This is a genomic window from Pseudochrobactrum kiredjianiae, assembly GCF_030362795.1.
GTDB lineage: Bacteria > Pseudomonadota > Alphaproteobacteria > Rhizobiales > Rhizobiaceae > Pseudochrobactrum > Pseudochrobactrum kiredjianiae.
The window spans coordinates 60,937-74,595 of the sequence record NZ_JAUCBM010000001.1; the positions used below are offsets into that span (position 1 = coordinate 60,937).

A 13,659-nucleotide genomic window follows, 5' to 3' on the forward strand; every position below is an offset into this window, starting at 1 on the left:
CCGGATAAAATACCCGATCAGAAGAGACGGAATTTCTCATCCTTGCGTGGTTGTTCCTTTGCATCCGCAGGCACACCCGGATCATCCACGATCAGATTATGTTGAATATCCTGCTTTTCAGACTTTTCCGGCTGATTTTGCTGTAAGGCATGTAAAGCAGGATTATCTGTCACTTCATCCAGAATCGTCACTTTAGCTTTTAGCAAATCACTCTTTGCTTTTTGTGGTTCGGCTTTTGATGCAACCGGTTTTTGTGGCTCCGGTTCGACGGAGATAATCTCGGCATCATCCGCATCAAAACGGAATGCCGGTTCATCCGTACTATAATCCTCGCCTCCGTCTCGGACATAACTGACAGGCAGAAACTCTCCTGCCAGATCATCCCCGTCCAGAACCGGCGCTGCATCACCGGCAATTGCTGTCAGCGGCACCTTCCACTCAAAAGCGTTCAACCGTCCTGTCACCGGAGAAGCCGGAGCCCATTGCGCGGATACAACACCATCGGCAGTCCATGCCGGATCACGCGGTGCCTTGACAGCCTGAGCCAGCCATTCGCGCACGCGCCCCTGATCTCCGGTTTGCGCCTCTTCAATATCGGCCATCAGCAGATAGGCGCTTTCACGCGGACTGACCTTCAATGCCGCTTCCGCACTTTCCCGTGCCAGCTTCAGCTCTCCGGCATCCAGCGCTGCACGGGCAACTACCAGCGCAGATTCCACATGATGATTGCGCAGGCTTGCAAGATGACGGGCTTTTTTCAGGCGATCCAGCGCCGTGTCACCGGAACGACCATGAATATAAGCATCAGCAATTTCAGGATGCGGCTCGCGTTTCCACACGGTTTCCAGCAGGCGGTTGCCTTTACGGATATTACCATCACGCAGATAACAACGCGCTGCAATCAATGCTGCCGGTAACAGTTCAGGCTCCAACTTATAGGCCTCTGCCGCCGCCTCACGGGATGCAACGGCATCCGTATCGAAACTTCTCATCGCCTGCGCCGTCAGCAAAACCGCACGATTGCGCTTGAGCATATCACGGGCTGTTTTGCCGTCTTTGCCATAAGGGATTGTGGCTTTGCGTGCTTCCAGTACCCGTAAAGCCCCCTGAACATCGCCCTGCAACACCTTATGCCCCAGAACGGCATTGCTTGCCCATTCCAACTGCGGTGCCATTGTGCTGGCTTCCTGTGCATATTGAAATGCAGCTTCCTGCACACCTTCACGGCTGGCCTCAAGGTAAAGACCGCGTAATCCCAGCAATTTGGTTTCCGGATCGGCAATCATTTCCTCAAAATAACGGCGCAAATCTTCCTTGCGTCCTTCCAGCAAAGCGGTCTGGGCATCAAGCAAACGGATCAGCGGCTCCTGATCAACACTCAGCAATTTGGAGGCCTGCTTGCTCATACGCCGCGCGGCCTCTGCATCGCCCGCACCGGCAGCAATCAAACCTGTAGAAAGCGACTGATAACCACGATCGCGTTTGCGCGCACGAAAATGACGCTGCAAAATATACGGCGAACGCACCAGATTTTTGACGACCCACCACAACAGCATGGCGCAGGCAATCGCTGCAACAACCATGCTGGCAGCCGTCATCAGAGAAATATTGTGCCGTTCTCCGGCAAAAGTGAAGACCAGATCTCCCGGACGATCCGCGAGCCATCCGAACCCCAGCCCCAGCGCTGCCACAACAACAAGAAACAGGATTACCCGTATCATACCGTTCTCCTTTTCTTGTTTCGCTTATTGCGCAGCCGGTTTTGTCTCAGAGACTTGCGTCGAGGCCGCAATCAGCTGTGCAAGCAGTGCATCCGCATCACGTCGTGCACTCAACGCATTATAAAAATCCTGACCAACCTGTTTGGCAGCTTCCGGTAATTGTGCCCATTCGGTGATCGCACGCTGCACATCCCCATTTTGCAAAGCAAACTCAATCCGTGCAGTCACCGGCCCAACACCGGTACCAGCCACATCACCGATCGGCCGCGAACGCACTAGATTTTTGGCACTGCCCACCAGCTGATCCCAAACACCCGCATCCGCCGCAGGTTTATTCACCGCAGCAACCATATCATCCGCTAGTGCTGCAAATTGCGTATTCAGCTGGCTTAATGTCGGAATACCACTGTCCGCGAGTGCATCCAGTCCTGCGGCAGAGCCCGCCTGTGCAGGCAACAAGGATTTATAGGTCTGCAATTCGTTGGCGTATGAACCGCCGCGATCAATCGCGGTTTTCAACGCATTGGCGGCAATGATAACGGCCATATCCGGCTGCGAAGCCTGCCCGTCAATTTTTGTCTGCAAGGCAGTCAGCTGCTCTTTCAGCGCATTGACCGCATCACCATCGGTGTTCAGAGCGGCATTGGCCTGCTCAGCCTGTGAACCAATGGTGTTAAGCTTGGTTTCCATCGTATTCAGACGTTCCGTCAGGCTAGTGACCAGCGCATCATCTGCCGGTTGTGCACGCTCTGCCAGTGCTTTCAGCTGCTCCTGCAAACCCGCCACATCTGCACGAATGGCTTCATCATCCGCTGCAGGCACCGGACTGGCTCTCATCATTTCATTCAAATGTTTTTGAGCCTCTGCTGCATTTTTCTCCGCCACCTCCAGACGCGCCAATAAGTCAGCATCCGGTTTGGCATCCGCCTGCATGGCAGCGATCTGCTGTTTGAGATCAGCAATCTGCGCATTCACAGCTTGCGCTGCTGCATCCGCTCCATTGTTTTGCCCTGTAAGCGGCATCAAACCTGTCCATTGCAATGCGCTCACACCTGCAAGAGCAATCACACCACCGGTTAGTCCTGCGAGCCATGGCGAAGCCGTTTTTTTCGTCTGCGGAGCGGAACTGGCGGCATTATTCATGGTTTTTCCCGATGCATATGGATTGGGGCCGGAAACTCCGGCAGAAGAAGCCGGACGTGAAGTTGCCTGTGCCGGCTGAGACTGAGGCTGTACCGGCGAGGCAGGTTTTGCCTCAGCCTGCGGTTTTGGCGATGGCGGTGCGAAAGGTTTTGCAGCCGTCTGTGCAGCCGGTTTCGGATCACCTACCGGCTCAGCATCCGGCACAATTTTATCTGCAGTTTTGGAGGTAAACTTCCCGACAGGTTTCACATCAGACGGATCGAGATCGATCACTACCGGTTTGCGGGTTGTCTTGCTGTGACGCGACACTGTGGATTTAGCCATAAGCCCTCTCGCAGTAATTTATTTCTCTTACACGCTGCTGCAACCTAAATGACGGTATTAAACAAATGGTTGCATAATTTCGTCAAATCAATGCCAGCAGGTGCAATAAAGCATCTTCATCCGGTGTTTCACTGATCTGCACACGCGCGCTGCAATCTTCAGGTAATTCTGCAGCAATCCGCTTTGAAAGACAAAAAATATATTTTGCGCTCCGGAGAAAAGCCCCCTGTGCCTGCTCATTTAAAGCTACAAACTGCTTGGCGGCAACCGCAGAATAGAGCAAAATGACATCAACTTGCCCTGCGACTGAAATCCGTTTCAATTCAGCGTCACTATAGGCCACAGGACGGGTGTCATAGGTTTCTGCCACTGTCAGCTGAATACCAGCGGCGCTCAACTGCGCTTCAAAATCTGGCCGCCTGATTTTTCCGGTTAAATACAGCACATGACTGCTCGTTGGCATCGCAGCAGCCACATGGCGCCCCAAATGCAACCCCCAGCCATCACCGGCATAAATTGCCTCAAAACCACATTCTTTCGCGACAGAGGCGGTTTTTTCGCCAACCGCATAAAGCTGTAAATGCCGGTAAGGTTCCAGCAATTCAGGTGCAATATGGCGCAAAGCATTGGCACTGGTCACAGCCACGGCATCAAAATCACACTGTGGTAATGATATACCCGTTGCCACAGTCTCACTCACCGGCAGACAGACCGACTGATAACCGGCAGCTTCAAGCTTTGCCGCGGTCAGAGCGGCATCCGGTTGCGGGCGTGTGACCAGAACCCTGTGCATTGCTTACCCCCAGCTGGTGAAGAAATCAGCACCGGCTTCTGCACGAATACGCTCGGCGGCCTCTGTTCCCAGAGCGCTTGCATCTGCAGCAGTACCTTCAATAGAAACGCGATGCAGGCGCGAACCATCCGGCGTCAAAATCATACCGATAAAGGAAACGCGCCCATCCTTGACCTCAGCCAGTCCGGCAATCGGCGTGCGGCAGGAACCGTCAAGACGTGCCAGAAATGCCCGTTCACAGGCAAGACGCACAAATGTCTCTTCATGGTTCAAAGGCTTGAGCAGTGCATCAATACGCGTATCATTCATGCGGCTTTCAATGGTGATTGCACCCTGCCCCGGAGCCGGCAAAAACCGCTCCGTATCCATCAGCTCAGTCACCACATGCTCAAGACCAAGGCGCTTCAATCCTGCAAAAGCGAGGAAGGTACCATCGACCTGCCCCTCTTCAAGCTTACGCAAACGGGAATTTACATTGCCGCGAAATGTAATGACATTGAGATCAGGGCGGATATGTCGGATTTGTGCCTGACGGCGCAGGCTGGATGAACCAACCGTCGCGCCCTGCGGCAGATCGGTCAGCTTGGCACTGGTTTTACCCACAAAAGCATCACGCGGATCTTCGCGCTCCAGATAGGTAGAAAGATGCAGACCTTCCGGCAGAACAGTCGGCATATCTTTTGTCGAATGCACGGCAATATCAATACGCCCCTGCAACAGCGCATCCTCGATCTCTTGCGTGAACAGACCCTTGCCGCCGATTTCCGACAAAGACCGATCCTGAATACGGTCACCCTGCGTGGACATCGGCACGATTTCAACATCCGCTTCGCTTAAACCATGCGCGGCCATCAGGCGTGTGCGTGTTTCTTCTGCCTGTGCCAGTGCCAAAGCACTGGAACGTGTTCCGATTTTTAAACGTGGTGTTTGCATCTGGCTCTGTCCGTGGTACGCGAATATCAAAGCTTCTCTAACTGCCTTTCGCCTTCGGGGCAAATTCACGCCTGTAATATCGTGAATATAATGCCACTATCCGGTGAAAGACAGAAAGATCAGCGAAGTTTATTTAGTTGACGCATTCTCCTTACGCGAAACCGCTCTGCAATTTTGCCGGAAATGCTTGAATACGGGTCTAATCGCTTATGCGCGTGCTTGGAATAGAGACAAGTTGCGACGAAACAGCCGCAGCTATCATTGAACGCTTTGAGAATGAACAAGGCGAGGTGTCTTCGCGCATCCTGTCCAATGTTGTTCTGAGCCAGATTGCCGAGCACGAACCCTATGGCGGCGTGGTGCCGGAGATCGCCGCACGCGCCCATGTTGAAGCGCTCGACGGACTGATTGCCAAAGCGCTGGCCGATGCGGATATGAGCATTAACGATGTGGATGCTATCGCCGCCACCGCAGGCCCCGGCCTGATCGGCGGCTTGATTGTCGGTCTGATGACCGCGAAAGCCATGGCCTTTGCCGCAGACAAGCCTTTTTATGCTGTCAATCATCTCGAAGGCCATGCTCTGACAGCGCGCCTGACCGACGGATTGCCCTTCCCTTATCTACTGCTGCTGGTATCCGGTGGTCATACGCAGGTTATTCTCGTCCATGGCCTCGGCCACTATGAGCGCCTCGGCACCACAATTGACGACGCGCTGGGCGAGGCTTTTGACAAGACCGCCAAGCTGTTGGGATTGCCATATCCGGGCGGGCCTGCCGTTGAACAGGCCGCCTTGAAAGGCGATGCCTCACGCTTTGAACTGCCCCGCCCGCTCAAAGGTGAGGCGCGGCTGGATTTCTCTTTCTCCGGTCTCAAAACCGCTGTGCGCCAGACCGCAACCCAGCTTGTGCCGCTGAGCGATCAGGATGTAGCAGATATTTGCGCTTCATTTCAGACGGCAGTTGCCGACACCCTGAATGACCGCGTGAAGCGCTCGCTGAATAAATTCCTTGAAACCTATCCGGATAAAGAAAAACCGACGCTCGTCGTTGCCGGGGGCGTTGCCGCCAATAAAGTGTTGCGCAAAGGGCTTGAGACGCTTTGTAAAAAACACGGCTTCGATTTCCTCGCACCACCGCATATTCTGTGCACGGACAATGCGGCGATGATTGCATGGGCCGGTGCGGAACATGCTGCGCGCACAGAGCCGGATAATCTGGATTTTGCACCGCGCTCGCGCTGGCCGCTGGACAGCACAGCAGCGCCATTGATCGGTTTTGGCCGCAGAGGGGCAAAGGCATGAGCAAGAAAATTGTCATTCTCGGCGGCGGTGCATGGGGAACAGCTCTCGGCTGTATGGCCGCACAGAATGGGCATGAAGTTGTGCTCTATGCCCGCGATCAGGCAACGGTCGACGAGATCAACCACAAGCACCGCAACAGCCGCTATCTTGGCGATATCGCCCTGCATGATAATCTGCGTGCCACCAGTGATGCAGCCGCAGCTCTGGACAATGCCGATACGGTTCTCGCCGTTATCCCCGCGCAATCCATGGCTGCCGCATTGCAAGAGTTGAAACCACTCATTCCCGCCAATTGCCCCGTTGTGCTTTGCGCAAAAGGCATTGAACGCTCCACCGGACGGCTGATGTCGCAGATCATTGCGGATATTTTGCCGGATCATCCGATTGCAGCGCTTTCTGGCCCGAGCTTCGCCAGCGATGTTGCCCGTGGCTTTCCGACTGCCGTGACGATTGCCTGTGAAAATATTGCCATTGCCGATGATCTGGCCGCTCAGTTTTCCGGCAGCACCTTCCGTTGCTATTCCTCTGATGATCTGACCGGCGTTGAAATCGGCGGCGCGTTGAAAAATGTGATCGCCGTGGCAGCCGGTGCCACCATCGGCAAAGGTCTGGGCGCTTCGGCACAGGCGGCACTGGTCACCCGCGCTTTTGCAGAATTGCGCCGCATTGCAGCAGCCTTCGGCGGACGGCCTGAAACCCTGATGGGATTATCCTGTCTGGGTGATCTGATGCTGTCCTGCTCCTCTCCGCAATCGCGCAATTATTCATACGGACTAGCACTGGGGCGCGGTGAACCACTAGAAGGCTTGTTGTTAGCCGAAGGTGTGGCAACTGCGCCGGTGATCGCCGAGCTTTGTGCCCAACGCCAGATTTATGCACCGGTTATCAGCACCATTGCAGCCCTGCTCAATGGCAGCATCACCATTGATGCGGCTGTTACCGGACTGTTATCCCGCCCCTTGAAAAACGAAGATTAGGAACCTGACCTCATGCTATTCGCGATTCTCTGCAATGACAAAGCCGATCATCTGCAACTGCGTCTTGATACCCGCCCTGCCCATCTCGATTATCTGAAAAGCCTTGGCGACAAAATCAAATTCGGCGGCCCTTTTCTGAGCGAAGCAGACCAGAAGCCAACCGGCAGCATGTTGATGGTCGAAGCAGAAACCATTGAAGATGCAAAAGCTATTGCAGCCGCAGATCCTTACGCATTGGCTGGCCTGTTTGAAAATGTAACCGTGCGCCCTTGGAATTGGGTTATCAACAAACCTGAATAAATCCGGAGAAAATTGTGGCATATTGGCTGTTTAAATCTGAACCATTCAAATGGTCGTGGGAAATGCAAAAGGCCAAAGGCGCTGTCGGCGAACAGTGGGATGGCGTGCGCAATTATCAGGCACGCAATAATATGCGCGCTATGGAACTTGGCGATAAAGCTTTTTTCTACCACTCCAATGAAGGACTGGAAGTTGTCGGCATTGTGGAAGTTTGCGCTCTGGCGCATCCGGACAGCACAACCGACGATCATCGCTGGGAATGTGTCGATATCCGCGCTGTCTGCGATATGCCAAAACCGGTGACACTGAAAGATGTGAAGGCCAATCCGCTGTTGAGCGACATGGCACTGGTCACATCCATGCGTCTTTCCGTGCAACCGGTTAAGCTAGATGAATGGATCGAGGTCTGCCGCATGGGCGGATTAGACCACACCAAAATCTGAGAGTATAAAGATGCAGAACGCAACCCAAACACTATTTCGGAAGCGTTCTGCATTTGCAGTCGCTTATCCTCTGCTTGATCCGGAGCGTCTATGCCCCTCCTGATCCCCGACACGAGACGCGCAACGCAATTTATCCTTGCCAATACCGGCATTCACCACCCGCCCCATGTGGCGGAAATTACGCTTCATCTTGCTGATGAGGCACATGACCTTTGGCACAAGACCGAAGAAGAACTGTCTGAAATCGGACTACCGCCACCCTACTGGGCTTTTGCATGGGCAGGCGGACAGGGCGTTGCCCGCTATATTCTCGATCAGCCGCAGGTTGTGCAAAACAAACGCATACTGGATTTTGCCTCAGGCTCTGGTCTGGTCGGCATTGCAGCCCTTTTAAGCGGTGCAAGTTCTGTGACCGCCAATGATATTGATCCTTTTGCCCGTCACGCCATCAGCATCAACAGTGCTTTAAACAAAGTATCCTGCGACTTCAGCGATGCCGATCTGATCGGACAGGATGTCAGTGCCTCTTTTGATGTGCTGCTCGCCGGTGATGTTTTTTACGACAAACCGCTCGCCGATCGGCTGATTGTCTGGTTTGATATGCTTGCCGCCAAAGGGGTGCAGATCATTGTCGGCGACCCCGGACGATCTTATCTGCCACGGCACCGGCTGACAGAGCTGGACGTTTATTCCGTGCCGGTCACCCGCGCGCTGGAAGATGCAGACGTGAAGCGCACCACCGTCTGGCACTATGGTGCAACAGAAAAGGCGTAGCAAACGCCACGCCTGATTTGATTTAAGTGTGCGGTTCTGTGCAGCGCCCTCATAACGCTTCGCACTTCTCTTAGATTTGTCGCTCAGCTTATGTCTAACTATGCCGCTTCGCCACATACCTAGACATAACGCTTCGCATGTTTTTTACTTTCGTCGCTCCGCGCATGTTTGATTATGTCTTACAACATATTCAAACATAGCGCTTCGCTCCGGCAACACACATCACCACAACACAAGCCACTACCATCATCGCCACACTCACCGGCTCTCCCAGCACAAAAGCCGCCAGTGCAAGGCCGAAAAACGGCTGTAGCAATTGCAACTGCCCGACCCCTGCCGCACCGCCAAGCGCCAGCCCGTGATACCAGAAGAAAAAGCCAATCAGCATACTAAACAGCGACACATAGCCCACGCTCAGCCAGACAGGTGCCTCAATACTGGCAAAACTATCAGGACGCAGCGCAACCACCAGCACCAACATCAGCGGCAATGCTAACACCAGCGCCCAGCAGATCACCTGCCAGCCACCTATTGTACGAGACAAGCGCGCACCTTCGGCATAGCCATAACCGCAGACAATGATCGACAGAAACATCATCACATTACCAAAGAGCGAAAATTCACCGCCCGACTGATCTTTCGCTAAGGCAAAAAATGCAACCGCTGCACTCCCCGCCAGTGAGAACGCCCAGAAACGCCATTGCGGATTGCTGTCACCACGCAACACGGCAAAGATTGCCGTGCTCAACGGCAACAAGCCAATAAAGACAATCGCATGAGCCGAGGTCACATATTGCAATGCCAGCGCAGTAAATAGCGGAAAACCAACAACAACCCCACCCGATACCAGTGCGAGTGAAAACAGCTCTGATCGGCTCGGCAGTTTTTCACGAAATGCCAGCAACAATGCACCACTCAGAATACCGGCAATGGTTGCCCGTAGAACTGTCAGGTAAACCGGATCGATCTGTAATACCGCCAAACGTGTGGCGGGGAGAGAACCGCTAAAGATCAAGACACCAATAAAGCCGCTTATCCAGCCCGCACTCTGACTCTCAGTCTGCTTATTCATTTTTATAAAATCTCGATATTCATTACATATTTTTCAATAAATATTGATACAAAGACAAAAGTGTCAGATACAGTTGCAGTACAATTTAATCAAACTGTACTGCTAAAATCAGGAATACAGATGATGGTTCAGTCCGGACATAAATATCCAGACCCAATGGTCACGACAGATAACACAACCAGTCAGCTGTCTGTCAGTCAGGAAATTCTGGAAGCAACAACATTGGTTGAAAAGGTCATGACCATCATCCGTGACCGGATCAATGCCATGAGCCTGATGCCCGGTGCCCGCCTGCCATCCATTCGCCGCCTGTCGGAAACCATGTCCGTTTCCAAATCCACCATTGTAGAAGCCTATGACCGGCTGGTGGCTGAAGGCATTATTCAGGCACGACGCGGCGCCGGTTTCTATGTGGCAGAGAGAAATCACCATACACCCGCCACGGCTGATTTTACCGAAGCGCATAACCGTAATATTAACCCCTATTGGGTGATGCGTCAGTCTTTCAATAACAATGATACGCCATTCCGGCCGGGTTGTGGCTGGCTGCCGCAAGACTGGTTGCCGGAAGATGCCATCCGTCGCGCTTTACGCCAGATTGCCCGTAATCCCGCTGCCAATCTATCGGACTATGATGAACCGCTCGGCTTTTTACCATTACGCCAACTACTGAGCACACGTTTACGGGAACAGGGCGTTGTTGCTGCTCCCTCGCAAATATTACTGACCGATTCCGGCACCAATGCGCTGGATCTGATTTGCCGTACCTTTGTTCGTTCCGGCGATACGGTACTGATTGATGATCCCTGCTATTTCAATTTCAGGGGGCTGCTGCTGGCTCAGGGCATCCAGCTCATCGGTGTTCCCTACACACCACAAGGCCCTGATCTCGAACATTTTGCGCAGCTATGCGCGCAAAATCGCCCAAAGCTCTATATCTGCAATTCCGGTATTCACAATCCGACCGGCGCAACGATACAACCGGCCACCACACATCGCCTGCTGAAACTGGCAGAGCAATATGATCTGCTTCTGGTCGAAGATAATATTTTTGCCGACTTTCACGGAAACCCGCCGCCGCTTCTGGCGGAACTTGACGGGTTGGAGCGGGTTATTCACATCGGCAGTTTTTCCAAATCACTGTCTGCGGCTGTGCGCTCCGGCTATATTGCCGCCCGTCCTGACTGGCTGGAAATGATCACCGACATGAAGCTGGCCACCAGTTTCGCAAGCAATGCTTTGTCTTCGCAGATTATCTATCAATTACTGACGGATGGCAGTTACCGCAGCCATATCGAAAAAATCCGCGTCCGGCTGGCAGAATGCCAGACACGGATACGGCAAAAACTGCTCAATGTAGGTTTTAAACTCTGGTGTGAACCGGTTGGCGGTCTTTTTCTCTGGGCACAATTACCGGATGATCTGCCTGAAGGCGTGGACAGTGATGTGATTTCCAAGCGGGCTCTGGATCACAAAATCGTCTTGGCACCCGGCAATATTTTCAGCCAGTCCCAGACCTGCGGGCAGTTCATGCGCTTCAATGTGGCGCAATCAGCCCATCCGAAAATTTTTGAAACCCTCAAAGAGATTATGTATCAGCCCGAACGATAACTATCCCCGACGCACACGGATCACCGTTTCACCGGAGAGGTGTGGCAAGAGACGCATCATATCGCGGCGGCTCAGCGCAATACAGCCTTCCGTCGGCGTATATGTTTCACGTGAAAGATGAAAGAAAATCGCACTGCCGCAGCCTTGTTTGCGCTCAGACACATTCCAGTCCATCACTACGCAAATATCGTAAACATCATCCTTGCGCCACATCTTCTCATGGCTGCGCTTGTAAGTAGCCGCCACTGGCCGGTTATAATTCCGGTCATTGGCTGCATCGCACCAGCCGTCATGCAGCTGTGTAGCGCGAAAATTCAGTGCTGTGGCAGGCTGATCCGCAATCACCGGTGTCCGTCGTTTATATCCATAAAGCAGGCGCATTTGCGCCAAAGGCGTTGCGCCGTCGCCTTCACGTTTGCGCGAAGAGACACCGCCCTTACCCAGTGCACAACGCAACACCAACGGCCCTGCGATCAGGTAGCCCTGACTGCGGTGTCCCGGCCGCACATGAACATCCATCGTTTTAAGCGTGCGCGATGACGTTCTTCCTGCCTGCAACAAACCGCTTTGCTTCGTCTCTCTGCCCAATATCATTGTGAAGGCCCCCTCCGGACCGGATTGACTGTCTTTTCAATTCTTTTCGCTAACGCCCTGAAACACCAGAGAATCAGTTCTTACATTATATATTTACAGAAATGGGTTTATGCACAGCCTCAAACACCATCCGGCCATTTAAACCAGCATTAAGAGTGCATTTTATCAGGTAAATTTTGTTTCATCTGAGCTCTCTTTAGTTTTTGTTCGTTAAATGTCATAAATCACCCATCTTGCTGATGTTCAGCTCCTGTTTTTACAACCGAATGAGGCAGATATGATCGCCCATACACTTCTGATCGTTGATGATGATGAGGATCTTCGTTCCATCCTGATCGACCAGCTGTCACTGCATCCTGAATTTCAGATCCTGCAGGAAGATACTGCCAGCAAAGCTATTCAGACCGCACGGGCAAATAATATCAGCCTGTTGATTATGGATGTCGGCCTGCCGGATATGGACGGCCGTGATGCAGTCAAACAACTGCGTGCCGGTGGCTTTACATCACCGATCATTATGCTGACCGGCCACGATACGGATAGCGACACAATTCTCGGCTTTGAATCCGGTGCCAATGATTATGTTACCAAGCCGTTCCGTTTTGCGGTGCTGCTTGCCCGCATCCGCGCACAGCTGCGCCAGCATGAGCAAAGTGAGGATGCGACCTTTATCGTCGGGCCTTACACGTTCAAACCAAGCCAGAAGCTGCTGCTGGATCAGAAAGGCGATAAAATCCGTCTGACTGAAAAAGAAGCCGCTATCATCAAATTCCTGTATCGCGCCGGTGGCGTGGTCGGGCGCGATGTGCTGCTGGAAGAGGTCTGGGGTTATAATTCAGGCGTCACAACCCACACGCTGGAAACTCATGTCTATCGTCTGCGCCAGAAGATTGAACCGGATCCGTCGAATGCCAGCCTCTTGGTCACCGAAAGCGGCGGCTATAAGCTGGTTCCTTAATCCAGACTGCCTGCAAAAGGTATAACACAAATTAAAATTCAGGGAGAAGCGGCAACCGCTTTTCCCTGAAGCCGTGATAAAGACAAAAAGATAGCGCGGTTTTAATTATTTTATTTTAAATTAAGATCGCCCTATCAAAAACTTTAGAGATTTTTGGGTATTTTAGGGTACTGCATAATTCTCCCCAATTAGAAAAATGCGGGAAACAGAATTATGTTGAAGAAAGAGGCAAATGGCACTCGATGATGATATTCAGTTCCTGAGCACGATCGGCCTCTTCGAGGCCTTCTCGGCTCAGCACCTGCGACTGCTTGCCTTTGGCGCAGAGCGCATGGTTCTGCGTACCGGCAGAGAACTGTTTCAGGAAGGTCAGAGCGCTGACTGCGCCTATATTGTCGTCAGCGGCAGCATTACCCTTTTTCACCACAGCAAACAGGGACGCGTCAACTTGCAGTCCATCAGCACTGGTACAGTGCTTGGTGAAATGGCACTGATCGCCCAGAGCAACCGCCTGACCGGCGCTGTGGCCGACACGGAAACAGAAGTGATCCGCCTCAGCCGCGCTATCTTCCATCGCATTCTGGAAGAATATCCGGAACTTGCAGCCTCCCTCTATCAGCATATCAGTAATAATCTGAATGAGATGGTCGAGCAGATCGACAAGCTGTCCTCGCGCTTTGCGGATTAGAGCGGGTTTCGATCCGATTGGATCAGA

14 protein-coding genes are annotated in these 13,659 nt (G+C 52.8%); 8 read left to right on the top strand and 6 right to left on the bottom strand.

The genetic code is table 11. The features are described from left to right. Positions 1–17: 17 nt before the first annotated feature. The 4 genes from QUF18_RS00325 to hemC all read right to left on the bottom strand — a co-directional run bounded on the left by QUF18_RS00325 (position 18) and on the right by hemC (position 4,914). A complete protein-coding gene (locus QUF18_RS00325) occupies positions 18–1,721 on the bottom strand; it encodes a heme biosynthesis protein HemY (protein ID WP_353074470.1) in 1,704 nt (567 codons plus the stop codon). Between the two features lie 24 nt (positions 1,722–1,745). Further along, on the bottom strand, positions 1,746–3,188 hold the full coding sequence (locus QUF18_RS00330; RefSeq protein WP_289384253.1) for a COG4223 family protein: 1,443 nt from the start codon (positions 3,186–3,188) through the stop codon (positions 1,746–1,748). Between the two features lie 82 nt (positions 3,189–3,270). Then, on the bottom strand, positions 3,271–3,981 hold the full coding sequence (locus QUF18_RS00335) for a uroporphyrinogen-III synthase (RefSeq protein ID WP_289384255.1): 711 nt from the start codon (positions 3,979–3,981) through the stop codon (positions 3,271–3,273). A 3-nt stretch (positions 3,982–3,984) separates the two neighbouring features. Continuing rightward, positions 3,985–4,914: a hydroxymethylbilane synthase gene (gene hemC, locus QUF18_RS00340; protein WP_289384257.1), complete on the bottom strand. Its 930-nt coding sequence runs from the start codon at positions 4,912–4,914 to the stop codon at positions 3,985–3,987. A 209-nt stretch (positions 4,915–5,123) separates the two neighbouring features. Between hemC and tsaD the strand changes: the two genes are divergently transcribed. The 5 genes from tsaD (at position 5,124) to QUF18_RS00365 (ending at position 8,709) form a co-directional block, all read left to right on the top strand. Then, complete coding sequence (tsaD, locus tag QUF18_RS00345; protein ID WP_289384259.1) at positions 5,124–6,215, top strand: tRNA (adenosine(37)-N6)-threonylcarbamoyltransferase complex transferase subunit TsaD; 1,092 nt, start codon at positions 5,124–5,126, stop codon at positions 6,213–6,215. Beyond that, positions 6,212–7,192: an NAD(P)H-dependent glycerol-3-phosphate dehydrogenase gene (locus QUF18_RS00350; protein ID WP_289384260.1), complete on the top strand. Its 981-nt coding sequence runs from the start codon at positions 6,212–6,214 to the stop codon at positions 7,190–7,192. The genes tsaD and QUF18_RS00350 overlap by 4 nt, the downstream gene beginning before the upstream one ends. Before the next feature lie 12 nt (positions 7,193–7,204). Beyond that, the gene (locus QUF18_RS00355) at positions 7,205–7,492 is read left to right on the top strand and encodes a YciI-like protein (RefSeq protein WP_289384262.1); all 288 of its coding nucleotides are present in this window, start codon (positions 7,205–7,207) and stop codon (positions 7,490–7,492) included. 14 nt (positions 7,493–7,506) lie between these two features. Beyond that, entirely contained in the window at positions 7,507–7,935 is a 429-nt protein-coding gene (locus QUF18_RS00360) for an EVE domain-containing protein (RefSeq protein ID WP_113943848.1), read from the top strand. 90 nt (positions 7,936–8,025) lie between these two features. Further along, positions 8,026–8,709: a class I SAM-dependent methyltransferase gene (locus tag QUF18_RS00365; protein ID WP_289384265.1), complete on the top strand. Its 684-nt coding sequence runs from the start codon at positions 8,026–8,028 to the stop codon at positions 8,707–8,709. Positions 8,710–8,899: 190 nt separating this feature from the next. Here QUF18_RS00365 and QUF18_RS00370 read toward each other — a convergent pair whose 3' ends face one another. Further along, complete coding sequence (locus tag QUF18_RS00370; RefSeq protein ID WP_289384267.1) at positions 8,900–9,781, bottom strand: DMT family transporter; 882 nt, start codon at positions 9,779–9,781, stop codon at positions 8,900–8,902. 237 nt (positions 9,782–10,018) lie between these two features. Between QUF18_RS00370 and QUF18_RS00375 the strand changes: the two genes are divergently transcribed. Next, a complete protein-coding gene (locus QUF18_RS00375) occupies positions 10,019–11,392 on the top strand; it encodes an aminotransferase-like domain-containing protein (RefSeq protein ID WP_289386058.1) in 1,374 nt (457 codons plus the stop codon). On the opposite strand, the gene QUF18_RS00380 is transcribed toward QUF18_RS00375, so the two are convergent. After that, entirely contained in the window at positions 11,393–11,911 is a 519-nt protein-coding gene (locus QUF18_RS00380; RefSeq protein WP_289386059.1) for a L,D-transpeptidase family protein, read from the bottom strand. 352 nt (positions 11,912–12,263) lie between these two features. On the opposite strand from QUF18_RS00380, the gene QUF18_RS00385 reads away from it, so the two are divergent. Then, positions 12,264–12,944, top strand: coding sequence for a response regulator transcription factor (locus QUF18_RS00385; protein ID WP_289384269.1), 681 nt, complete (start codon positions 12,264–12,266; stop codon positions 12,942–12,944). 232 nt (positions 12,945–13,176) lie between these two features. Next, entirely contained in the window at positions 13,177–13,632 is a 456-nt protein-coding gene (locus QUF18_RS00390) for a Crp/Fnr family transcriptional regulator (RefSeq protein WP_289384271.1), read from the top strand. Positions 13,633–13,659 lie beyond the last annotated feature (27 nt).

Coding starts and splice junctions, on each gene's coding strand:
- QUF18_RS00325 (WP_353074470.1), bottom strand. CDS start 1,721: ATGATACGGGTAATCCTGTTTCTTGTTGTTGTGGCAGCGCTGGGGCTG.
- QUF18_RS00330 (WP_289384253.1), bottom strand. CDS start 3,188: ATGGCTAAATCCACAGTGTCGCGTCACAGCAAGACAACCCGCAAACCG.
- QUF18_RS00335 (WP_289384255.1), bottom strand. CDS start 3,981: ATGCACAGGGTTCTGGTCACACGCCCGCAACCGGATGCCGCTCTGACC.
- hemC (WP_289384257.1), bottom strand. CDS start 4,914: ATGCAAACACCACGTTTAAAAATCGGAACACGTTCCAGTGCTTTGGCA.
- tsaD (WP_289384259.1), top strand. CDS start 5,124: ATGCGCGTGCTTGGAATAGAGACAAGTTGCGACGAAACAGCCGCAGCT.
- QUF18_RS00350 (WP_289384260.1), top strand. CDS start 6,212: ATGAGCAAGAAAATTGTCATTCTCGGCGGCGGTGCATGGGGAACAGCT.
- QUF18_RS00355 (WP_289384262.1), top strand. CDS start 7,205: ATGCTATTCGCGATTCTCTGCAATGACAAAGCCGATCATCTGCAACTG.
- QUF18_RS00365 (WP_289384265.1), top strand. CDS start 8,026: ATGCCCCTCCTGATCCCCGACACGAGACGCGCAACGCAATTTATCCTT.
- QUF18_RS00370 (WP_289384267.1), bottom strand. CDS start 9,781: ATGAATAAGCAGACTGAGAGTCAGAGTGCGGGCTGGATAAGCGGCTTT.
- QUF18_RS00375 (WP_289386058.1), top strand. CDS start 10,019: ATGACCATCATCCGTGACCGGATCAATGCCATGAGCCTGATGCCCGGT.
- QUF18_RS00380 (WP_289386059.1), bottom strand. CDS start 11,911: ATGGATGTTCATGTGCGGCCGGGACACCGCAGTCAGGGCTACCTGATC.
- QUF18_RS00385 (WP_289384269.1), top strand. CDS start 12,264: ATGATCGCCCATACACTTCTGATCGTTGATGATGATGAGGATCTTCGT.
- QUF18_RS00390 (WP_289384271.1), top strand. CDS start 13,177: ATGGCACTCGATGATGATATTCAGTTCCTGAGCACGATCGGCCTCTTC.